We start from the raw sequence: 20,888 nt of genomic DNA on the forward strand, positions 1-20,888 counted from the left end.
CGGAGCCCGTTATGGCTTTCAGTAGTGGTAACAGCGGCGGCCCCATGGCCGACATCAACGTTACGCCCCTCGTGGACGTGATGCTGGTGCTGCTGATCATCTTCATCATCACGGCGCCTCTGATGTCCCACAAGGTCAAGGTCGAGCTGCCCGAAGCCAATCTGATCCAGAACCCGGACGATGCAAATGATCGTAAGGGTCCGATCACGCTGGCGGTCAAGGAAGACGGTTCGGTTTACTGGAACGACGAGGAAATCGATCGCGGGACGCTTGAGTCCCGCCTCTCCACCGCCGCCCAGCAGACCCCGCAGCCGCCGCTGAACCTGCGTGGTGACCGCACCACCAAGATGCGTGTCATCAATGAGCTGACCAAGGTCGCGCAGGAACAGGGCATGCTGGACGTCGGCTTCGTTGCGACCAAAGAGAAGGGGCAGTAAGCCATGGCATTCAGTTCTGGTGGTGGCAAAGGCCCCATGGCCGATATCAACGTCACGCCCCTCGTGGACGTGATGCTGGTTCTGCTGATCATCTTCATCGTGACCGCGCCGATCATGACCTATCCGATCGCCGTGGACCTGCCGCAGAAGGTGCTCAACCCGCCACCGGTGACGGTTGAACCGCCGCCGCCGGTCGAGTTGCGCGTCGATGCGAGCAACCAGGTGTTCTGGAACAACAGCCCGGTCGCCGTGACCGAACTGCAGCAGCGGATGGAACAGGAGGTCCAGCGTGACCCGACGAACCAGCCGGAACTGCGGATCGACGCGAGCCCGGACTCGGAGTACGACGTGATGGCCAAGATCCTGGCCAGCGCGAAGAACGCCCAGATGAAGAAGATCGGTTTCGTACAGCAGTAAGCGCACTACGCAGTCCGCACTCATGACGCGACTGGAAAACGCCTTCGGAAACGAAGGCGTTTTTTTTTGTCCGGGATCTGACGCCCGCCTTCGCTCGCGTATCATCCGCCGATGATTGCTTCCTTCGACGCCCTCCGCCATTGGCTGGACACCATTCCCCACCTCGGCACGTCGCTGGCGATTACCTACGCGCTGTACCTGATCGGCCTGATCGGCTGGATCATGCTGCAGAAACGCGAACCGGTTGCCACGCTGAGCTGGATATTGTCGTTGGCGGCGCTGCCCTATATCGGGCTGTTCATCTATTACCTGCTCGGCCCGCAGAAAGTAAATCGGCAGCGCCTGCGCCGCGGCCGTTCGCGATCGGGCATGGAGCATTACAGCACCGTCTGCCCGGCGGACGCCGACTGTACCGAGCTGGCGGCGATCGGCCAGGCGACCACCGGCCTGGCGCCCAGCAGCGCCACCGAAGTGGAATGGCTGGTCGACGGTGCAGCGACCTACGCGGCCCTGCTGGAAGGCATCGCCCAAGCGCGGGACCATATCAACCTGGAGTACTACATCTTCGAACCCGACCACACCGGCACCGCCGTGCGCGATGCGCTGGTGGCTGCTGCACAGCGCGGTGTGCAGGTGCGATTGCTGCTCGATGCAGTAGGTGCGGGCAAGATCCGTGCGCGCTTCCTGAAGCCGCTGCTGGATGCCGGTGGCGAGGCGGTGTGGTTCCATCCGCGGCAACTGCTCAAGCCCTTCAAGCGGCCGTGGTTGAACCTGCGTACCCACCGCAAGCTGGTGGTGATCGACGGTGTGCTGGCCTTCACCGGCGGCATCAACATCACCGACGAAGAGAACGAGCAGCGCGACCCGAACGCCTACCGCGATCTGCACATGCGGCTGCAAGGGCACGTGGTGCGCAGCCTGCAACTGGTCTTCATGGAAGACTGGCTGTATGCCAGCGGGCAGGACGCCAAACAGTTCGATCAGCTGCGCTTGTGGCCACGTGAAATGTCGACCCGGGCCGATGGCAGCATCAACGCGCAGGTATTGGTGTCCGGCCCGGATTCGGGCTGGGAAACCATCCACCGCCTGCACGTAGCGGCCATCCACGAGGCCAAGCACCGCGTATGGCTGGTGACGCCCTACTTCGTGCCCGGCGAGGCCGCGCGCATGGCGCTCACCTCGGCCGCACTCGGTGGTCTGGACGTGCGCCTGCTGGTGCCCAAGATGAGTGACTCGTGGTTCGTCACCCAGGCCGCGCGTTCCTACTTCGACGAACTGCTGCAGGCCGGGGTGAAGATCCATGAGTACGGTCCGCGCATGCTGCATACGAAGGCGTTCATCGCCGACGACGACGTGTGCATCGTGGGCACCGCCAACTTCGATCACCGCAGTTTCCGCCTCAACTTCGAGCTGTCGATGCTGCTGCGGGACAAGGGGCGCGTCGCCGAGCTGGCCGGCATCCTGGAGCACGAGTTTTCCAGTGCGACGCGCGTGCACAACGAACGCAACCGCGGCCTGTGGCGGCACCGCTTGCCCGAGGCGTTCGCCCGCCTGGCCTCGCCCCTGCTGTGACAGCGGCGCTACACTGCGCCCCTCTGTCCGTGCCTTACCGCCATGACCCGTCTCAGCGTCAACGTGAACAAGATCGCCGTACTGCGCAACTCGCGCGGAGGCCACGATCCGGATGTGCTGCGCGCCGCGCAGGCGTGCCTGGACGCCGGCGCGCACGGTATCACCGTGCATCCGCGGCCTGACCGGCGGCACATCACGGCGGAAGATGTGCACGCGCTGTCCGCGCTGACCCAGGCACGCGGCGTCGAGTTCAACATCGAAGGCAACCCGTTCGCCCCGCCACGTGATGGCTACCCGGGCCTGCTGCCGCTGTGCGAGGCCACCCGCCCCGCGCAGGCCACCCTGGTGCCCGATGGCGATGGCCAGCTGACGTCCGACCACGGGTTTGATTTCGAGCGTGATGCAGACCAGTTGAGGCCGTTGATCGCGTCGCTGAAGGCGATGGGCTGCCGCGTGAGCCTGTTCGTCGATGCCGGCAATCCGCTGCTGGAACGGGCCGCCGACGTGGGCGCCGACCGCATCGAGCTGTACACCGGACCGTATGCCGAAGCCCATGCCGCTGGCGATGCCACCGACATGCTGGCGCTGTTCGCGACCGGAGCCCGCCGCGCTCAGGCCGTGGGCCTGGGCGTCAACGCCGGCCATGACCTGTCGCAGGCCAACCTGCGCGCCTTCCTGACCGCCGTACCTGACGTGATGGAAGTCTCGATCGGCCATGCCCTGATCAGCGAAGCGCTGTACGACGGCCTGGATGCCACGGTAAAGGCCTACCTGGCCAGGCTCTGACCCGCTCTGGTAGCGCCGACCCAGGGTCGGCGGAAACCATCCGCCCCGTGAAACATGCACACCCGGTCATGACGGCGGCTTGCTGTCACAACGTCTCATGTCGCATCCCCTGAGACCCAGATCCCCTACCCTCGGCAGCGCATCGCGTGGCCTGCAATGTCCTGCGCGTTGTCCTGACATGACCGTATGTCCTGTGGATAACCATGGGGGCAACCTCCAGCCCCAACCCGCTCCACGCCTACAGCCACCTGAATTCCAGCACATTGCATATGCTGTGGTTAGCAATAATACTAATCGCACTTTCAGTAGAAAATTCCCATGGGTCGCCCTGATTCCCTTCCCCCTATCGCGATCAAAGGCCGTGGTGCTACCTCCCACATCGCGGGCCGCTTCGAGAGCACAGTCAGCGAAGCGGTGGACGACGGTTGGGAGCCGGATGAAAGCGAGGAGTTCCTGACTCCCCGCCTGCGGACGGAAGTGCGCACGGAGACCGCACGCAGCATCATCAGCCGTAACAGCTCCCCGGATGTAGGCTTCAGTCAGTCAGTGAACCCCTACCGCGGGTGCGAGCACGGCTGCAGCTACTGCTTCGCGCGTCCCTCCCACGCCTATCTGAATCTGTCGCCTGGCCTCGACTTCGAAACGAAGCTGTTCGCCAAGACCAACGCTGCACAGCTGCTGCGCAAGGAACTGGCCAAGCCGGGCTACGTGCCGCAGCCGATCGCGCTGGGCATCAACACCGACGCCTACCAGCCGATCGAACGCAAGTTCAAACTCACCCGCCAGCTGATCGAAGTGATGCTGGAAACACAGCACCCGTTTTCGCTGATCACCAAGAACGCGTTGGTCGAGCGCGACATCGATCTGCTGATGCCGCTGGCGGAAAAGAACCTGGTCAGTGTGCATTTCTCGGTGACCTCGCTGGACCCGGTGTTGTCATCGAAACTGGAGCCGCGTGCCGCTGCACCGCGTGCCCGTCTGCGCGCCATGCGGCGGCTGCACGACGCGGGCATCCCGGTCGGGGTGATGGTGGCGCCGGTGATTCCGTGGGTGAACGATGCCGAGCTGGAAGCCGTCCTGGAGGCAGCACGCGATGCCGGCGCGCGCACTGCCGGCTATGTGCTGCTGCGGCTGCCGTTGGAAGTGTCGCCGCTGTTCCGCGACTGGCTGGAAGCGCACTACCCCGACCGTGCCGCGCACGTGATGAGCACCATCAACCAGCTGCGCGGCGGCAAGGACTACGACAGCCAGTTCGGCACGCGCATGCGCGGCCAGGGCGTCTATGCAGACCTGTTGAACAATCGATTCAAGCTGGCGCGCAGGCGGCTGGGGTTTGATGCGCAGAACAGCCATTGGCCGAAGCTGGATTGCACGCGGTTTGTGCCGCCGCTATTGATCAAAGTGAAAGATGAAGCACAGGGCACCTTATTCTAGAGAGCCGGCGTGCTCTGCCCGACGCCTTCGGCAACCAAGGACGATGTATGACAAGGACGAAGCGTCACCTGCTGCTGTTCGCATTGTTCGGCATGACGAGCTATCCCACGTGGGGAAGCGAATACGCATCTGAGCTGGCCAGCGAACTCATCGCGATGGCGGAGGCGGATCAACAGGTCCGCAGTACGCAGCCCGTCGACGTCGCCCATGTGCTGTCCACGGACGCCGCACATTCCAGTCGGCTCTCGGCAATCATGGCCGCATCCGGCTGGCCACGTGTATCGGTCGTCGGAAAACCGGCCGCCGATGCAGCCGCCTTGCTGGCGTTGCATGCCTATCGTGCCCCCCAGGTGCAGCGCCAAGCACTGGCCCTGATGTTGCCTTTACTCGGATCAGGCGAAGTAGACGCCCGCAAGTATGCTTACCTCTGGGACAGGACCCACAGCCCACAGCGATACGGCACTCAGGGCAGCTGTGTGGGACAGAGGTGGTACCCGGATGAGATCGAAGAGGCGCCGCAGGTGGATAGCCGCCGAGCGGCTGCGGGTCTTGGCACATTGTCGGAGTATGTCGAAGCAGCCAGCGAAATGTGCGCGCCGGCGCGGGCAATCGACTGATGACCGGCGTCACCTGAAAATCCTGTCGCCCCCCGCCTTACGCAGGTCACGCAGGATGACTCCGCAGCTTTCCTGATGGACGCCCTTGGACGCCACATCGCACGATGACCGGGCTGGTGCCGAATGTGCCAGCCGGGATTGGCGTCCTGTTACTACCTGAGAGCAATTGCCTCTGTTGTGGCCTTCGGGCACGGCGGAGAATGCACTGCACTGCCGGTCATACGGCGGGCGGTGCGCGGGGATCCCGATCCGCCGGTTTTGAGCTCTCAGATAGTCCGGTACGCCAACCCGCACCGCCCGCCACCTCGTGCTTCGGCGCAGGTGGCCGTTCGCCTTGCGAGGTCCTACCGATGTCATTGCAGCTCCGGCGCCCTGCGCGCGTGTCTTTCCGGACCCCCGAACTGAGTGCATGGGGGCCACGATGACGCCACCGCGGGCCACCATGACGCACGCGGAGATGGAAGCGGCAGGCCATTTCGACCGTCCGCGTACCCCGCAGGCAGTTGTGGATTACTTGAACGAGTGCATCGTGGAGAGCCAGGGCGATGCGGCCATTCTTGGGGAAGCGTTGGCCTATGTCGCAGGTGAAGAGGGACTGCGGGGAATCGCGCGAGAGTGCGGATTGCCTGCCGGGGTGGTACATCGGCAGTTGGGTGGAAGACGCACGTTGACCTTGCGTACGGTGATGGGTGCCTTGCGCGCAATAGGATTGCAGATGCGGGTGCATGTGGCGGAACGCCAGGCGAGTGATGGACGTTGCGCCGCCGACGGGAGCGCCGCGCCCTGCTCGGCGAGCGAAGTGACATGACGTCGGTGGGCTACGCAATGAGCGATTTCTGAAAGGCTCTGTCGCGATCGTCGTGCACCATAGGTTTCATGCAGTAACAAGCCAAATCTAGATCGTCTCCATCAATCAAGACGACAGCGCACAGACCCACGGAAGGTTCACCCATGAGCATGATGCTCGATCTGCCGAAATCCTCATCTCCCCGGGTGTCGCTGCACATGTCGGCCAAGGGAAAGGTGGACACGTGTGCGTTCAGCACCCGGGGAGATGAGGACCCAGGCGTCGCGGATCAGCTGCCGAACAGCTGCTGCGCGCTCTGGAACAGGATCCAGCTGGTCGCGATGAACTTGTCTCCACCCTGTGGACGGTTGCCGCGATGGGTGTGGGTGAACGCGGTGGGCGCGATCAGCAGGCTGCCGGTACGCGGTGCGATCTTCCGGCCTTGGAACAGGAACTCGGTTTCGCCCTCCTCGAACCCATCGTTGAGATAGAGCGTCCACAGCAGGTGCCGGTGCAGCGTTTCAGCCTGCGGGTCCTTCGGGTACAGCTCGCAATGCCAGTAGGGATAGCCGCCCTCGCCTGCTGCGTACCATTGCAGGTTGATCGCGCCCGGACGCAGGCAGGTGCGTGCCAGATCCGACAAGGCAGCCCCGTCCATCTGCGGGAAGTCTTCAGCCGTGAGGCGCTTCGGTTGGCCGTTGCTGTCTTGTATCTGCAACATCAACGGCGCGATCAATGCCTGTGGATAACGGCGTAGATAAGTCTGCAGCCCGGCGAAAACCGCTTGTTGCAGGACGTTTTCCACATCCGACCAATCGGGCTGGCCGCTGATCCGGAGATCCTTGCTGCGCTTGAGTTCCGGGAACACCCCGCTGCCTACCGCACCCGGTTGCAGGCGGTCACTTGCGCGGACCCGCGACACGATCGCCGCACATACATCAGCGGGGACGGCGTTGTGGATCACTTCAATGAAATCTACTGGTTCCTGCACGTGCATGCGTGGATCCCTCGCCAGTGGAACCTTGATGGTGCCCACTGGCGAAGGGGATGTCACGCCAACGTCATGAGCGTGCGGCGAATCAAGCGTTTTGCGCGTCGTGCTGCTGGTGGTACTTCACCGCGGCGTCGACTTCATCGCGCGAGCCAAGGAACACCGGCACGCGCTGGTGCAGCTGGTCCGGCTGGATGTCCAGGATGCGCGCGCGACCGGTCGAGGCGGCACCGCCCGCCTGTTCCACCAACAGACCCATCGGATTGGCTTCGTACATCAGGCGCAGCTTGCCGGCCTTGGACGCATCTTTCTTGTCCCACGGATAGATGAAAATGCCGCCGCGGGTCAGGATGCGATGCACGTCGGCGACCATGCTGGCGATCCAGCGCATGTTGAAATCCTTGCCGCGCGCGCCTTCCTTGCCCTGCAGCAGATCGGTCACGTAGGCCTGCATCGGGGCTTCCCAATGGCGCTGGTTGGACATGTTGATCGCGAACTCCTGCGTGGCCGCCGGGATCTGCATGTCCTGGGTGGTCAGCAGGAACTCGCCGCTCTCACGGTCCAGGGTGAACGCATGCGTGCCGTGGCCAACGGTGAGCACCATCTGCGTGCTCGGCCCGTAGATGCAGTAGCCCGCCGCGATCTGCGCGGTACCCGGCTGCAGGAAGCTGTCGTCGCCCGGCAGCTCCACGCCCTTCGGGCAGCGCAGCACGGAGAAGATGGTGCCCACCGATACATTCACGTCGATGTTGGAGCTGCCATCGAGGGGATCGAACAACAGCAGGAAGTCGCCGCGCGGATGGATGTCCGGCACGGGCTGCGAATGGTCCATTTCTTCCGATGCACAGGCGGCCAGGTGGCCACCCCACGCGTTGGCTTCCAGCAGGATCTCGTTGCTGATGACGTCCAGCTTCTTCTGCGCTTCTCCCTGCACGTTGCCGGTACCGGCCTCGCCCAGCACGCCGCCCAGGGCACCCTTGCTGACCGCGATGGAGATGTTGGTGCAGGCGCGGGCCACCACGGCGATCAGCTGGCGCAGGTCGGCATTGATGCGGCCGGCATGCTGTTCCTGGATGAGATACCGGGTCAACGACGTACGGGACATGGGCAGGGCTCGAGCGACGGAAAGATGCGTCTATTGTCGCCGCCCGGATGCAAAAAAGGGGACGGAGGGGATTAAGTCGTTATCGGCTCGTGCGAGCCGATAACGACTTAATCCCCTCCGTCCCCTTTTTGTCGGGTCAGGCCTTGGCGACGTTGGCCACGGCCTGGGCGACGTAGTCCAGGTTGCTCTGGCTCAGTGCGGCCACGCAGATGCGGCCGGTACCGACGGCGTAGATGCCGTACTCATCGCGCAGCTTTTCCACCTGCACGCGGCTCAGGCCGGAGTACGAGAACATGCCGGCCTGGTCGTTGATGAAGGCAAACTCCGGTGCGCCCAGGGCGACCAGACGATCCACCAGCCCGTGGCGCAGGGCATGGATACGCTCGCGCATCTCACTCAGTTCCGCTTCCCACAGCGCGCGCAGCTCCGGGCTGTTCAACACGCCGGCCACCAGGGCCGCACCGTGGTTGGACGGGCTGGAATAGATGGTGCGGATGATGCGCTTGATCTGCGACTGCACGGCCTTGGCGGCGGTAGCATCCGGGGCTACGATCGACAGCGCACCCACGCGCTCGCCATACAGCGAGAACGACTTGGAGTACGAGTTGGCCACGATGAAGCTGTCGATGCCGGCTTCGGCGATGATCCGCACGGCCGCGCCGTCCTGCTCGATGCCCTTGTCGAAGCCCTGGTAGGCCATGTCGATGAAGGGGAACAGCTGCTGTTCCTTCAGTACCTCGGCTACCTGCGTCCACTGCGCGACGGTCAGGTCGGCACCGGTCGGGTTGTGGCAGCACGCATGCAGCAGCACCACGGTGCCCGGCTGCAGCTTCTGCAGGTCGGCCAGCATCGCGGGGAAATCCACGCCGTGGGTCTGTGCGTCGAAGTACGCGTATTCCACAACCTCGAAGCCCGCAGCGCCGAACACGGCGCGGTGGTTTTCCCAGCTGGGGTTGCTGATGGCGATGGTGGCGTGCGGCAATAGCGTCCTCAACAGCTCGGCGCCCACGCGCAGCGCACCGCTGCCGCCCACGGTCTGGGTGGTGGCGACGCGGCCGGCGGCCAGCAGGGGCGACTGCTTGCCGAACACCAGCTCACGCGTGGCCTGGGTGTACGCCGGCAGTCCATCAATGGGCAGGTAGCCGCGCGGTTTGGCTTCATTGGCGAGTTTCTGCTCGATCTGCTTGACGGCGCGCAGCAGCGGAATGCGGCCACTCTCGTCGTAGTAGATGCCCACACCCAGGTTGACCTTGGTCGGACGGCTGTCGGCGTTGTACGCCTCGGTCAGGCCCAGGATCGGGTCGCCCGGGACCAGTTCCACGTTTGCAAAGAAGGACACGGCGGTACTCATTCGTTGAGGGGGAGGAAGAAAGCACGCAGCAGCGTCGCGTCCGCACCGGACGCAACCACGCCATCGTAACAAAGGGGGCCGGGGGCGCGGCATTCATCCTCACGCCATGCACCGTAGGATGGTGCCTGATCTTCGCTATCCCCCCGATCCACATGATGAATCTGCTTCCGGCGCGTTGCCGCCTGTCCGCCGCCTGCAGCCTGCTGCTGCCCTCTCTCGCACTGGCCCAGACCCCGCAGGAAGCGCCGACGCGCAGCCTGCCGGCGGTGGAAGTGGAGGCCGCCCGGGTGAACGGTGTTGACGCATTCGCCTTGCCGTCCAGCTCCACCACCGTGTGGATCGACGATGACCGCAGTGGTCCGCAGGCCCAGCTGTCCGAAGCGTTGGGCGGTGTCCCCGGGGTGCTGGCGCGGGACCGGCAGAACCTGGCCCAGGATACCCAGCTGTCGATCCGGGGCTTCGGCGCCCGTTCGACGTTCGGCGTGCGGGGGGTGCGGGTGCTGGTCGATGGTGTACCGGCCACGATGCCCGATGGCCAAGGCCAGCTGTCGCATGCCAGCCTGCTGGGCGCCGAGCGCATCGAGGTGTTGCGTGGGCCGTTTTCCGCCCTGTATGGCAACTCCTCCGGCGGGGTGCTGCAGGTGCATACCGCGCGCGGCCGCGAGGGCGATCCCTGGCGGCTGCGGATGAACTACGGGGCCGACAACACCTTGAGCGTGGGCGCCCACCTGCGCGGCGTGCAGGGCCCGGTGGATTACAACATCGCGGCCAACCACTTCCGCACGGACGGCTGGCGCGACCATAGCCGCGCGCGCCGCGAATCGTTGAACGCGCGGCTGGGCATGGCCGTTGGCGAGGACCGGCTGGAGCTGCTGGTCAACCATCTGGACGCGCCCGACGCGCAGGATCCGCTCGGCCTGACCCGTGCGCAGGTGGCGGAGGATCCGCGCCAGGCGACCTCGGTGGCCCACCTGTACAACACGCGCAAATCCGTACGCCAGTCGCAGGCCGGACTGGTCTACAGCGGCGAACGCGATGACCACCGCTTCCGCCTGACCGGGTATGCCGGCCAGCGCGAGGTCACCCAGTTCCTGGCCATTCCGCCGGGTCCGCAGGCCAATCCGCTGCATGCTGGCGGGGTCATCGACCTGGACGGTGACTTCGGCGGGCTGGACGCGCGCTGGGGCTGGAACGGTACGTTGGCCGGCCGCGCGCTGGACATCACCGCCGGTGCCAATGTCGATCGCCAGCGGCAGCACCGTACCGGCTACGAGAACTTCGTCGGCAATCAGCTGGGCGTGCGCGGTGCGCTGCGTCGCGACCAGCGCGATACCGTCACCAACGTCGACCAGTTCGTGCAGGCGTGGTGGCAATGGACCGAGCGCTGGTCCGTGCTGGCCGGCGCGCGCCACAGCAGTGTGCGATTCCGATCGGACGACCATTACATCGTCGGCCGCAACCCGGACGACAGCGGCAGCCGGCGCTACCAGGCCACCACGCCGGTGGCGGGCGTGAGCTTCGAGGTGAACCCGCAGTGGCGCCTGCACGCTGCGATGGGTCGCGGCTTTGAAACGCCCACCTTCAACGAGCTGGGTTACCGCAACGACGGCCTGGCCGGGCTGGCCCTGGGCCTGTCTGCTGCCCGCAGCCGCAACCTGGAGATCGGCAGCAAATGGCACGCCCAGAACGGGCAGCAGCTGGAGGTCAGTGTGTTCCGCGCCGACACCGACGACGAACTGGCCGTGGCCAGCAACACCAATGGCCGCAGCACGTATCGCAACATCGGCAGCACCCGGCGGCAGGGCGCAGAGCTGTCGTGGCGTCAGCCCTTGGCACAGGACCTGGAACTGCAGGTGGCCTGGACGTGGCTGCAGGCGCAGGTGCGCAGCAGCTACCTGACCTGCGCCGGCAGTGGCTGCGCCGTGCCCGACACCCCGGTCGAGGCCGGCAGCCGCCTGCCCGGCGTGCCGCGGCAGCAGGCCTTCGCCCGCCTGCAGTGGCAGCCCGCCGCATGGCAGTGGGCCGCCGAAGTCACCGGCAGCAGCGACACGGTGGTGAATGACCTGGCTACTGAACGCGCCCCCGGCTATGCCGTGGTGAACCTGGAGGCTGGCCGCCGTTGGACCTTGCCGGGCGGGGATCTGCGGATATTCGCACGTGTGGATAACCTGCTGGACCAGCGTTACATCGGCTCGGTCATCGTCAACGACGGCAATGGTCGCTTCTACGAACCCGGCCCGGATCGCCGTGGCAGCCTGGGCCTGCAGTGGTCGTGGCGCTGAGGGCAGTGACGGCCGCTGGCCGTCAGATCCGTTGGCCGTCAGCCCCACAACTGCGATAAATCAGTCCGGCGCCTTCGCCGGCACGAACGGTGACGTCGGGTCGCTGGCCGGGAAGGTTCCTTCCAGCGCTTGATCCTGATTGTCGCTTGCGTGCTGCTTGCGCTCGCGACGCTTGAGCGGGCTCTCCTGGCCGCCTCGATGACGGTCGCCGCAGTCTTTCCGGTCCTGCGCGGCCTGCTCGCATTCATGCTTCACGGGCAGGTGATCATCGGCCTCTGCGACGGCGTCGATGAACGGCGCACCGGTACCGCGGTCCTCCGCCTCCATGTTGTCGTGCTTGCCATGCTGTTCGCCGGGGATCGGGGGAGTGGCTTGGCGCAGCGGATCGCGCGATGTATCTCGGTTCATGGCTGCTCTCCTGATAGAGGGGCTACTACAGCGCTATGCAGGTAAAGCCACCGCGAACCTTGGCTGCCGGTTCCTCTACATGCCTCTCACAGGTGGGTAACGGCGACGCCGTTAGATCTGGCCGCCCGACTGCACCGCAGGAGCCGCGCCATGCACCGCCTGGAACGTCCCGCACCCTCCGTGTTCAATGCCCGCCGCGATCCGCTTGGCGGCAGCCCGACCCAGCGCCGTGCGCGGCGGCAGCAGCGCGAAGACCCGCAGGCGGTAGCGCAGGATTACCTGCAGTACATGCTCAACGACTACGATGTGCGTCGCCGTCAGGCGCACCGCAGCTGGCGCGATCTGTGCCCCGCCTACGCGTTTGCATTGACGACCCACGCCGCCAATTGGCCGCGTGGCAGTGATGAACAGACCGAAGACGCGCTGGAAGCGCATTGGGAGCAGATGCGTGGCGAATCGCGCCTGCGCTGGCCAAAGGCCCGGGAGGTGGTGGAGGATGCCTGGCTGGCGCTGGACCACATGCCCGCCTCTGCCGTCCGCCCGTTGCTGCAGTAACCGGTACAGATTCCGCCGAGCGTGGCTCGGCGCTACAACGTCCGGCACAGAGTCCGCCGAGCATGGCTCGGCGCTACAACGCCGGGGCCCGCGGGCGACCCTTTGGTAGCGCCGAGCCACGCTCGGCGAGCGCAGCGGCAATGGCCCGCCAGAGGAACAGCCTGATGACCAGCGGCCATCACTACCTGCGCGGTCGCAGCGGGTTCCTCTCCGCGGTGGACACAGCCGTTTCACGCGCGCACGCCGAAGCTGGCTTCCCCTGTCACCCTGGTGCGTCCCATGGCCCGCCCGATCTGGACCGGTACCCTCTCTTTCGGCCTGCTCAACGTGCCGGTGTCCCTGATGTCGGGCGAGCGCAAGATCGACCTGCACTTCCGCATGCTGGATTCGCGCGACAAGAAGCCAATCCGCTTCGAGCGTGTCAACGCAGATACCGGCGAAGAAGTGCCGTGGAAAGACATCGTCAAGGCCTTCGAGTACGACAAGGGCAGCTACGTGGTGCTTGAGGACGGCGATATAAAATCCGCTGCGCCGGAGAGCCATGAAACCGTCGAAGTGGAAAGCTTCGTCGACGCAAGCCAGATCGACCCGCGCTACTTCGAAAAGCCGTACCTGCTGGTGCCCGGCAAGAAAGCCGAGAAGGGCTACGTGCTGCTGCGCGAGACCCTGCGCAGCACCGGCAAGGTCGGCATCGCCAAGGTGGTGGTGCGCACCCGCGAATACCTGTGCGCGGTGATGCCCAACGACGACGCACTGGTGTTGATGATCCTGCGTTATCCACAGGAGCTGGTGGATCCTGCTGATTTCAAGCTGCCCAGCGGCAAGCTGGCGGATTACCGGATCACCAGCAAGGAAACGGCGATGGCCGAGCAGTTGATTGAATCCATGGCCGGTGAGTGGGACCCCACGCAGTACCACGATGAGTTCCGCGAGCGTCTGCAGGGCGTGCTTACCCGGCGCATCAAAGAAGACGGCGGTACCACCACGGTGGAAGACGAGCCGGCCCCGCGCGAGGATGCCAGCACCAACGTGGTGGACTTCATGTCGCTGCTGCAGAAGAGCCTGGATGCGAACAAACGCACGCCGGCGAAGAAGGCCACGGACAAGGTAGTAAAGAAGGCGCCAGCGAAGAAAGCCACGAAGGCGGCGGCCAAGACGGCAACGAAAAAAAGTACGGCCAAGCCGGCCAAGAAAGCGGCGAAGAAATCCGCGAAGAAAGCGGCGCCGCAGCGCAAGGCGGGATGAGCCATGTCGCTGCACCAGTACCGTCGCAAGCGCCGGTTGGGCGCCAGCCAGGATGACACCCCCGAGCCCGACGACGCGCCGGCCAACGGCAAGCGCGGAAAACGGCCGGTGTTCGTCGTGCAGTTGCACCATGCAAGCCACCGTCATTACGACTTCCGCCTTGAGATGGACGGCGTACTGAAAAGCTGGGCGGTACCGAAGGGCCCGTCCCTGCGGGTGGGCGAGAAGCGCTTGGCGGTGGAGGTGGAAGACCACCCGCTGTCTTATGCCAGCTTCGAGGGCGACATCCCCAAAGGACACTACGGCGCCGGCCATGTCGATGTGTACGACCACGGGGTGTGGGGTTGTGAAGGCGATCCCCTGCAGGCGGTGGCAGACGGCAAGCTGGACTTCGTACTGCATGGCGAACGGCTGACGGGTGCGTGGAAGCTGGTGCGCACGGCGCTGAAAGGACGGCAGCCGCAGTGGTTGCTGATCAAGCGCGACGATGCGCATGCCCGCGATGCGGACGCCGACGATCTGCTGGAGGACGCGCCAGTGAAGAAAGCAAAGGCCACGAAAGCCAAGCCCGCCAAGTCCACCAGACCTGCCACGTCGGCCAAGCAGAAATCCCCCGCTGTCGCGCGCAAGGCAGATACCCGCTGGCGTCGCCGCGCGCTGGAGCTGCCGGGCGCACGGGATACCCCGTATCCCCACGAATGGTCGCCGCAGCTGACCGATCACCGCGACAGCGCGCCGGACGGAGAGCGATGGCTGCACGAAATCAAATGGGACGGCTATCGGCTGCTGGCCGACCTGCACGACGGAAAGGTCACCCTGCGCTCGCGCAACGGACTGGACTGGACGGGCGACTTCCCGGAAGTCAGCACGGCCATCGCTGCCTTGCCGGTGCGCGATGCCCGCCTGGATGGTGAGCTGGTCGTGCTCGACGCGCAGGGACGCAGTGATTTCAGTGCACTGCAGCGGGTGATCGACGGCAGCGCCAAACAACCCCTGCGCTATGTGGTATTCGATCTGCCGGGCGTCGCTGGCGTTGATATCAGCCAGGCACCGCTGCAGGAGCGGAAAGCCGTGCTGAAGGACCTGATCGGCGACACACCCGGCACGTTGGCCTACAGCGATCACGTGATCGACCATGGGCCGGAGGTGTTCGCTGCCAGTGGCAAGGCCGGCTTCGAGGGCATCATCAGCAAGCAGGTGGACGCGGCCTACGTCACGAACCGTGCCCGCAGCTGGGTGAAGATCAAACACGAGAACACCGACGAGTTCCTGGTGGTGGGTTACACCGCGCCGAAGGGCTCGCGGCAGGGCTTCGGCTCGCTGCTGATGGCTACGCCGGACACGGGCGGCCTGCGCTACGTTGGACGCGTGGGAACCGGATTCGATGACGAGAAGCTGCGCACGCTTACCCGGCGACTGCAGGCATTGGGCAGCGAAACGCCCTCCGTCGAGCTGCCTGCCCACGTGCCGTTCCGTGCCTCCAGCGTGCACTGGGTGAAGCCCGAACTGGTCGCCGAAGTGGCGTTTCGTGGCTGGGCCAAGGAGGGACTCCTGCGCCAGGCCAGCTTCAAGCGGCTGCGCACGGACAAGACCCTCGCCAGCCCCCAGGTGCCTGCGCCGAAGAAGAAAGCCGCTGAGCCGTCGCTGGCTATCAGCCATCCCGAACGCGTGGTGTATCCCGCGCTGAAGCTGACCAAGGGCGAGGTCGCGGCGTATTACCGAGCGATGGCACCGTGGATCCTGCCGGAGATCCGCAATCGCCCGCTGTCCCTGTTGCGCTGCCCGGATGGCGTCGGCAAGGCCTGCTTCTTCCAGAAGCATCATGGGCAGGGATTGGGCAGCGCGGTACGCGCCGTGCCTCTGCAGCAGAAGAGCGGCCGCGAGGACTATGTCTACGTCGATGATGTCGACGGGCTGATGCAACTGGTACAGATGAACACCCTGGAGCTGCATCCCTGGGGTGCCACCGTGCAGGATCCGGAGCGCGCAGATCGTCTGGTGTTCGATCTGGATCCGGGGGAGGGCGTGAGCTGGGCCGCCATCAAGGCGGCCGCGCGGGACATCCGCGCGCGCCTGCAGGAAACGGGGCTGGACAGCTTCGTACGGCTGTCCGGCGGCAAGGGACTGCATGTGGTGGTGCCGTTGCAGCCCGCCGCTGAGTGGGAAGAAGCAAAGGCGTTCTGCGAGGCATTCGCACAGGCGCTTTCGCAGCATGCGCCGGACCGCTACGTGGCCACGATGAGCAAGGCCAAGCGGAATGGCGTGATCTTCATCGACTGGCTGCGCAACGCGCGCGGGGCGACCAGCGTCTGTTCGTGGTCACTGCGTGCACGCGAAAGCGCGGGCGTGGCGGTGCCATTGCGCTGGGAAGAGCTGGGCCGCGTGGCGGCCGCTGATGCGTTCCCGATGCACAAGGCATTGGCGCGGGCCAAGCGCCTGAATGGTGATCCCTGGGAAGGGATCACCACGATGAAGCAGGGCCTGCCGACGTTGTAGCGCGGGCCCTTGGCCGCTGATACGGGACTTCGTTACTGATACGGGACCTGTCACCGGTAGGGGACCCCGTCACTGGCACGGAACTCCGGAACCCTGCCGTTGGTAGAGCCGACTTCAGTCGGCTGCTCTTGGCGTGGTAATCAGGAAAGCCGACTGAAGTCGGCTCTACCAGGCGTGGTGTTCGGGAAAGCCGACTGACGTCGGCTCTACCAGGCGGGGTACGAGTGCCGCCGGTCACTGCACGCTTCAGAAATCGGCGCGAATGCCCAGACCGATGCGGCGGCCGGAGAACTCGTACTGCGTGGGGAAGGATTTATCGATCGTGTAGCCCGACGTTTCTTCGTCGAACACATTGATCGCATCCAGGCTCAGCTTCCAGGTGTCGTTCAAGCGGAAGCCGATCGAGGCATCGGTCTGCCCGTACGCATCGCGGTACACCGGGTACATGTTGAGGTGGATGTACTCCACGTACTTGTCCTTGTAGTTGTAGGACACGCGCGCGTCGAAGCGATCATTCTCGTAGTACAGGGTGAAGTTGTACGCTTTCTCGGCCAGCCCTTCCGGCGGGGTCGGGATGTCGATGTCGGATGCACCGGTCAGCGAGTTGTCCAGCTGGGTGTAGTTGGCATTGATGCCCCACCCTTCCAGTGCGGGGTGCAGCATCGACAGCGGCAGCTGGGCGACCAGCTCCACGCCGGTGACCTTGTACGAACCCTCGGCATTGACCGGCTGGTAGACCTCGAAGTCGTAGTACCCATCCAACGATCCGTTGGCGTTGAGCTTTTCTACGTTCGGCACGATGCCGGTCAACGACTGCCGCACCACGCCGTCGATCTTCTTGGAGAAGTACGATGCCGACAGCAGTCCGCCGTTCTCCAGGTACTTCTCCAGGCCCACTTCCCACTGCTTGGCGGTCGTTGGCTTCAGGGCCGGATTGCCGTCCATGAAGCGGAAGCTGGACCAGCTGACGGTGCGGCGGTAGGCAATGTCGGTCAGCGACGGACGCATCAGCGTTTCCGACGCCGCCGCGCGCAGCACCAATCCATCGGCAATCTCGGCGGTCATGTTGAAGCTGGGCAGCAGGTCGCTGTAATCACCGCTGCTGGAAATCGGCGTCGGCGTGTAGCCGCTGCTGCCATCGGCATTCTGCACCGGGTGGAAACCGGCCGAATCCACCTTGGTGTCGATCGAACGCACGCCCAGGTTGGCGTACACCGGTACGCGGCCGATATCGAAGTAGAAATCGGTCATGGCATACAGCGCCAGGGTCTTTTCATCGACCTGGTAGAACTGGCCCGGATCCAGCGGGGTGGTGAAACCCGCATAGCGGAACGTGTTGCGTGCGTAGCTGTTGGACACCTGCTGCCAGTCCAGATTGCTCGGCTTGTAGCCGCCGCCGGGGACGATGTCGCTGATCCAACCCGGATTGCTGTCAGCCAACGTGCGGGTGTTGACCCACGCTGCGCTGCCGGCGGTCGGGCCCTGGATCTTGGTGTTGCCGAACTCGCGGTCCTTGGACTTGTCGGTGTAACGCGCACCGAACTTGACGCTGGTCAGCGCCGGGAAGAACGCCAGTTCCATCGACCGGCGGAAGTCCAGCTGCGCGGCGTACTTGTCGTCCTTCACGTGCTCGATTTCGGTCTCATAGGCTTCGAACAGGTACTTCCCGGGCGAGTTGTACATGTCGAACCCATTGGACGCCGCGCTGGCCAGCGTCTCACCGCCGTTGGCGGTCCAGCGCGTGCGCGACGGTGCGTAGGCCACGTGCTTGAGGTTGGCGTAGTCCGAGTCGCGGCGTGCGCCGGAATAGCCGACCAGAGCATCGATGTCCCAGCTACCGACGGTCCAGTCGAGCTTGCTGCTGAACTGCCGGTAGTCGGTGTTGGCGAAGCGTTCCTTGCTCAGGATTTCATGCTGGGTGGCCGTGTAGGACACATCGCGCAGGACCACCATGCCGTACTGGGACAGGGTGTCGGCATCATACGAATGGATCGTGTCCAGCGTGCTGCGGCTGGACGCCGAATACGCAGCGGCATCGTACTCATCTTCATGCGTATCGTAGCCGCCGAGCATCGCATCGAAGCTCACCGAGAACGCCTCGCTGGGCTTGAACTGCAGGGATGCGGTCGCGCCCCACTGGTCCTGCTCGTTGAGGTAGATGCGGTCGCCGACCTTGTCCTGGAAGATGATCCGGTTGGTCGCGTCCTTGTCCATGCGGTTGTTGATGACGATGCCGGCATCGCGTGCCAGCACGGCAGCGGCCTGCGTGCCCCGCGTGCCGGACGCTTCGAGGAAGCGCCCCATCGGGCGGAAGTTGATGCCCGAGTTGGAGTCGGTGCGGTTGGTGCGCTTTGCCTTGGAGAACGACACCAGGCCGCCCCAGTCGCCCCAGGTGTCGCTGGCCAGGAACGAGATCTTCGGATCGGTCTTGCCGTTGATCGAATTGTTCGCCGCTTCCGCCGATGCACTGAATTTCGGCTCGGCGTAGTCGAACGGCCTGGCGGTTTCGATGTACACCGAACCGGCGATACCGCCTTCTTCGTCTGCCGCCGTCGGCGATTTCTGCACCGTGACGGTCTGCACCACATCCGATGCGAAGATATCGAACTGCACGTCGCGACCGCCGCTGCCCGAGGCCGTGGCGAGGTTGTTGATCGACACGTGGGTGAACTCGGACGGCAGGCCGCGTACGCTGACCTTGCTGCCCAGGCCCTTGTTGCGTTCGATGGTCACGCCCGGCATGCGTTGCAGCGCCTCGGCGAGGTTCTGCTCCGGGAAGTCGGCCACGTCGGTGGCGACGATGGAGTCGGAGAAGCCGATGTTGCTGCGCTTGAGGTCGACCGCGCGCTCCAGGCTGCGGGCGTAGCCGCCGGTCACGGTGACCGTATCCAGCTGCTGCAGGGCGGCGCTGGTATCGGCGCTGGTGGCCACCGTCACTGCTTCATCGGCCACTGCCTGCATCGGCAGGCTGGCGATGCCACTGATCAGCACGGCGCGCACGGCGCGGGACAAAAGCTTCGCATGGGGGACGCGCGTCGGCGTCTCCCGCAGGATGTTGCGCATCGGATGATCCCCATTGCTCTGTGAGTGCGTGCCGCGCGCCTGTCCGCTGTGTAGCGTGCAGAAAACGTGCGCAGCCGTGCCGGTAGCCGGCGGCCAAGAGACTAGAGGTGAATTGTTAAGGGGATGTTGCGGTGCGCCACTTTCTTGCGCCGGCCCACAGACCGATGCCCAGCTGCAGCGGCAGCGAGATCACCAGCAGCAGTACGAACCAGCGCGGGAACTCGTTGCCCATGTCCCATGCCGCCCATAGCGAGGCGATCGCCAGCAGCAACCAGATGCCCGTGCCGTGCGAACGCGGCCAGCACGGTGCGTGGTAGCTGGCAAAGGCCACCGCGGCAATGCCGCCGAGCACGGTGAACGCGAGGTCCCAACCCAACTGCACCGCGCCGCCCGCATGCACGCCGATCAACGGCGGCAGCCAACTGGCCACGGTGGTGACCAGCACCAGCGCGAGCAGCGCACCGGCTAGCGCAAGCAGGGAAAACAGGAAGGTTTTAAACGTTGCCATGCGCACAGTGTAGGGCCAGCGCGGGGTTGACTGCTGGCCCTGCACGCACCGTCAGGCGATCAGGATTTGACCGGATTGAGATCGAAGTTGTTCGACTGGTACTGGAACAGCAGGCAGTCTTCGCCAGCCTTACAGCCGCTTTCATGCACCAGCGCAGCGGGAAGGTTGTAGAAAGACCCGGCCGGATAGAGCGTTTCCTTACCGTCGATGCGGGCATAGAACGTGCCGCTCAGCACCACCGTCGGCAGCGTCTGGGTGTGCGTGTGCAGGCCGTTGTCGGTTCCGGCCTTGAAGCGGACGAATGCCGAATAGAAACCTTTGCCGGCGCTCAGGATATCGCCTTGGGTATTGGCATAGCTGACCGCCCCGTCTGTACCGGGGACGTCCTGCCAGCGCAGCTGGTCGGCCGGCAGTGACACCAGGTGATCATCGAGCGTTACCGCCGGTGCCATGTCGGCGGAGGCAGATGATGCGGAGGGTGCGGCGGAACACGCAGTCAGGCCCGCGGCGATGAGGGACGCGGCAAGGAGCTGAAGTGGTTTCATGGGAACGTGCCATCAGGAGGGAGGGACACGGTACGGCGAAGCCTTCTGCTTCAGAAGGCATGCAGACACACATCACCGGTGCGCAGCGCGCACCGATGCAGTCGCGCCGAAGGGTAGCGGCGGTGGGGTAGAGCCGACTTCAGTCGGCTGCCGTTGATCCGCGCGGAGAGCAGCCGATGGGGTAGAGCCGACTTCAGTCGGCTGTCCTAAAGTGCACCCCAAGACCAGCCGACTGAAGTCGGCTCTTATCTCTTCGAGATCTGGCACTTTAGGTGCCGAGAGCCCGGCG

The 20,888-nt window shown here is 64.8% G+C and carries 17 protein-coding genes; 10 read left to right on the plus strand and 7 right to left on the minus strand.

The features are described from left to right. Positions 1–11: 11 nt before the first annotated feature. The 6 genes from ABRP17_RS08455 (at position 12) to ABRP17_RS08480 (ending at position 5,263) form a co-directional block, all read left to right on the plus strand. Positions 12–437: a biopolymer transporter ExbD gene (locus ABRP17_RS08455; RefSeq protein WP_057509019.1), complete on the plus strand. Its 426-nt coding sequence runs from the start codon at positions 12–14 to the stop codon at positions 435–437. Positions 438–440: 3 nt separating this feature from the next. Continuing rightward, positions 441–854 carry a biopolymer transporter ExbD gene (locus ABRP17_RS08460; protein ID WP_349986511.1) on the plus strand — a complete coding sequence of 138 codons (414 nt, stop codon included), beginning with the start codon at positions 441–443 and terminating at the stop codon, positions 852–854. Positions 855–965: 111 nt separating this feature from the next. Further along, positions 966–2,426, plus strand: a complete 1,461-nt coding sequence (gene cls, locus ABRP17_RS08465) for a cardiolipin synthase (RefSeq protein WP_349986509.1) — start codon at positions 966–968, stop codon at positions 2,424–2,426. Positions 2,427–2,468: 42 nt separating this feature from the next. After that, positions 2,469–3,212, plus strand: a complete 744-nt coding sequence (locus ABRP17_RS08470; RefSeq protein WP_349986507.1) for a pyridoxine 5'-phosphate synthase — start codon at positions 2,469–2,471, stop codon at positions 3,210–3,212. A gap of 318 nt (positions 3,213–3,530) precedes the next feature. After that, positions 3,531–4,646 (plus strand): PA0069 family radical SAM protein, encoded by a 1,116-nt coding sequence (locus ABRP17_RS08475; RefSeq protein ID WP_188325555.1) that lies wholly within the window; start codon positions 3,531–3,533, stop codon positions 4,644–4,646. 47 nt (positions 4,647–4,693) lie between these two features. Beyond that, entirely contained in the window at positions 4,694–5,263 is a 570-nt protein-coding gene (locus ABRP17_RS08480) for a DUF6624 domain-containing protein (RefSeq protein WP_349986505.1), read from the plus strand. Positions 5,264–6,339: 1,076 nt separating this feature from the next. On the opposite strand, the gene ABRP17_RS08485 is transcribed toward ABRP17_RS08480, so the two are convergent. From ABRP17_RS08485 to ABRP17_RS08495, 3 genes are all read right to left on the minus strand, one after another. Then, positions 6,340–7,047, minus strand: a complete 708-nt coding sequence (locus tag ABRP17_RS08485; RefSeq protein ID WP_188325558.1) for a 2OG-Fe(II) oxygenase — start codon at positions 7,045–7,047, stop codon at positions 6,340–6,342. Positions 7,048–7,129: 82 nt separating this feature from the next. Beyond that, positions 7,130–8,146: a class 1 fructose-bisphosphatase gene (locus ABRP17_RS08490; RefSeq protein WP_188325559.1), complete on the minus strand. Its 1,017-nt coding sequence runs from the start codon at positions 8,144–8,146 to the stop codon at positions 7,130–7,132. Between the two features lie 136 nt (positions 8,147–8,282). Next, positions 8,283–9,485 (minus strand): amino acid aminotransferase, encoded by a 1,203-nt coding sequence (locus ABRP17_RS08495; protein ID WP_349986777.1) that lies wholly within the window; start codon positions 9,483–9,485, stop codon positions 8,283–8,285. Between the two features lie 158 nt (positions 9,486–9,643). Between ABRP17_RS08495 and ABRP17_RS08500 the strand changes: the two genes are divergently transcribed. Further along, a complete protein-coding gene (locus tag ABRP17_RS08500; protein ID WP_372486986.1) occupies positions 9,644–11,779 on the plus strand; it encodes a TonB-dependent receptor family protein in 2,136 nt (711 codons plus the stop codon). Positions 11,780–11,839: 60 nt separating this feature from the next. Here the strand turns inward: ABRP17_RS08500 and ABRP17_RS08505 are convergent, their stop codons facing one another. Next, the gene (locus ABRP17_RS08505; RefSeq protein ID WP_349986778.1) at positions 11,840–12,187 is read right to left on the minus strand and encodes a hypothetical protein; all 348 of its coding nucleotides are present in this window, start codon (positions 12,185–12,187) and stop codon (positions 11,840–11,842) included. A 150-nt stretch (positions 12,188–12,337) separates the two neighbouring features. Here ABRP17_RS08505 and ABRP17_RS08510 point away from each other — a divergent pair, with 150 nt between their 5' ends. The 3 genes from ABRP17_RS08510 to ligD all read left to right on the plus strand — a co-directional run bounded on the left by ABRP17_RS08510 (position 12,338) and on the right by ligD (position 16,483). After that, the gene (locus ABRP17_RS08510; RefSeq protein ID WP_188325562.1) at positions 12,338–12,742 is read left to right on the plus strand and encodes a hypothetical protein; all 405 of its coding nucleotides are present in this window, start codon (positions 12,338–12,340) and stop codon (positions 12,740–12,742) included. Between the two features lie 279 nt (positions 12,743–13,021). After that, a complete protein-coding gene (locus ABRP17_RS08515; RefSeq protein ID WP_349986775.1) occupies positions 13,022–13,987 on the plus strand; it encodes a Ku protein in 966 nt (321 codons plus the stop codon). 3 nt (positions 13,988–13,990) lie between these two features. Further along, positions 13,991–16,483, plus strand: coding sequence for a DNA ligase D (gene ligD / locus ABRP17_RS08520; protein WP_349986774.1), 2,493 nt, complete (start codon positions 13,991–13,993; stop codon positions 16,481–16,483). Between the two features lie 246 nt (positions 16,484–16,729). Here ligD and ABRP17_RS08525 read toward each other — a convergent pair whose 3' ends face one another. From ABRP17_RS08525 to ABRP17_RS08535, 3 genes are all read right to left on the minus strand, one after another. Then, the gene (locus tag ABRP17_RS08525; protein WP_188325565.1) at positions 16,730–19,546 is read right to left on the minus strand and encodes a TonB-dependent receptor; all 2,817 of its coding nucleotides are present in this window, start codon (positions 19,544–19,546) and stop codon (positions 16,730–16,732) included. 115 nt (positions 19,547–19,661) lie between these two features. Next, positions 19,662–20,054, minus strand: a complete 393-nt coding sequence (locus ABRP17_RS08530) for a hypothetical protein (protein ID WP_349986772.1) — start codon at positions 20,052–20,054, stop codon at positions 19,662–19,664. Between the two features lie 59 nt (positions 20,055–20,113). Next, complete coding sequence (locus ABRP17_RS08535) at positions 20,114–20,599, minus strand: DUF4437 domain-containing protein (protein WP_349986771.1); 486 nt, start codon at positions 20,597–20,599, stop codon at positions 20,114–20,116. Positions 20,600–20,888: the final 289 nt, after the last annotated feature.

Source organism: Stenotrophomonas sp. WHRI 8082 (assembly GCF_040223995.2).
In the GTDB taxonomy this organism is placed as follows: Bacteria; Pseudomonadota; Gammaproteobacteria; order Xanthomonadales; family Xanthomonadaceae; genus Stenotrophomonas.

Excerpts from the sequence above, each read along its gene's own strand:
- ABRP17_RS08470 (WP_349986507.1), top strand. The coding sequence starts at position 2,469 with ATGACCCGTCTCAGCGTCAACGTGAACAAGATCGCCGTACTGCGCAAC.
- ABRP17_RS08490 (WP_188325559.1), bottom strand. The coding sequence starts at position 8,146 with ATGTCCCGTACGTCGTTGACCCGGTATCTCATCCAGGAACAGCATGCC.
- ABRP17_RS08505 (WP_349986778.1), bottom strand. The coding sequence starts at position 12,187 with ATGAACCGAGATACATCGCGCGATCCGCTGCGCCAAGCCACTCCCCCG.
- ABRP17_RS08535 (WP_349986771.1), bottom strand. The coding sequence starts at position 20,599 with ATGAAACCACTTCAGCTCCTTGCCGCGTCCCTCATCGCCGCGGGCCTG.
- ABRP17_RS08515 (WP_349986775.1), top strand. The coding sequence starts at position 13,022 with ATGGCCCGCCCGATCTGGACCGGTACCCTCTCTTTCGGCCTGCTCAAC.
- ABRP17_RS08525 (WP_188325565.1), bottom strand. The coding sequence starts at position 19,546 with ATGCGCAACATCCTGCGGGAGACGCCGACGCGCGTCCCCCATGCGAAG.
- ABRP17_RS08455 (WP_057509019.1), top strand. The coding sequence starts at position 12 with ATGGCTTTCAGTAGTGGTAACAGCGGCGGCCCCATGGCCGACATCAAC.
- ABRP17_RS08530 (WP_349986772.1), bottom strand. The coding sequence starts at position 20,054 with ATGGCAACGTTTAAAACCTTCCTGTTTTCCCTGCTTGCGCTAGCCGGT.
- ABRP17_RS08460 (WP_349986511.1), top strand. The coding sequence starts at position 441 with ATGGCATTCAGTTCTGGTGGTGGCAAAGGCCCCATGGCCGATATCAAC.
- cls (WP_349986509.1), top strand. The coding sequence starts at position 966 with ATGATTGCTTCCTTCGACGCCCTCCGCCATTGGCTGGACACCATTCCC.
- ABRP17_RS08475 (WP_188325555.1), top strand. The coding sequence starts at position 3,531 with ATGGGTCGCCCTGATTCCCTTCCCCCTATCGCGATCAAAGGCCGTGGT.
- ABRP17_RS08510 (WP_188325562.1), top strand. The coding sequence starts at position 12,338 with ATGCACCGCCTGGAACGTCCCGCACCCTCCGTGTTCAATGCCCGCCGC.
- ABRP17_RS08485 (WP_188325558.1), bottom strand. The coding sequence starts at position 7,047 with ATGCACGTGCAGGAACCAGTAGATTTCATTGAAGTGATCCACAACGCC.
- ABRP17_RS08480 (WP_349986505.1), top strand. The coding sequence starts at position 4,694 with ATGACAAGGACGAAGCGTCACCTGCTGCTGTTCGCATTGTTCGGCATG.
- ligD (WP_349986774.1), top strand. The coding sequence starts at position 13,991 with ATGTCGCTGCACCAGTACCGTCGCAAGCGCCGGTTGGGCGCCAGCCAG.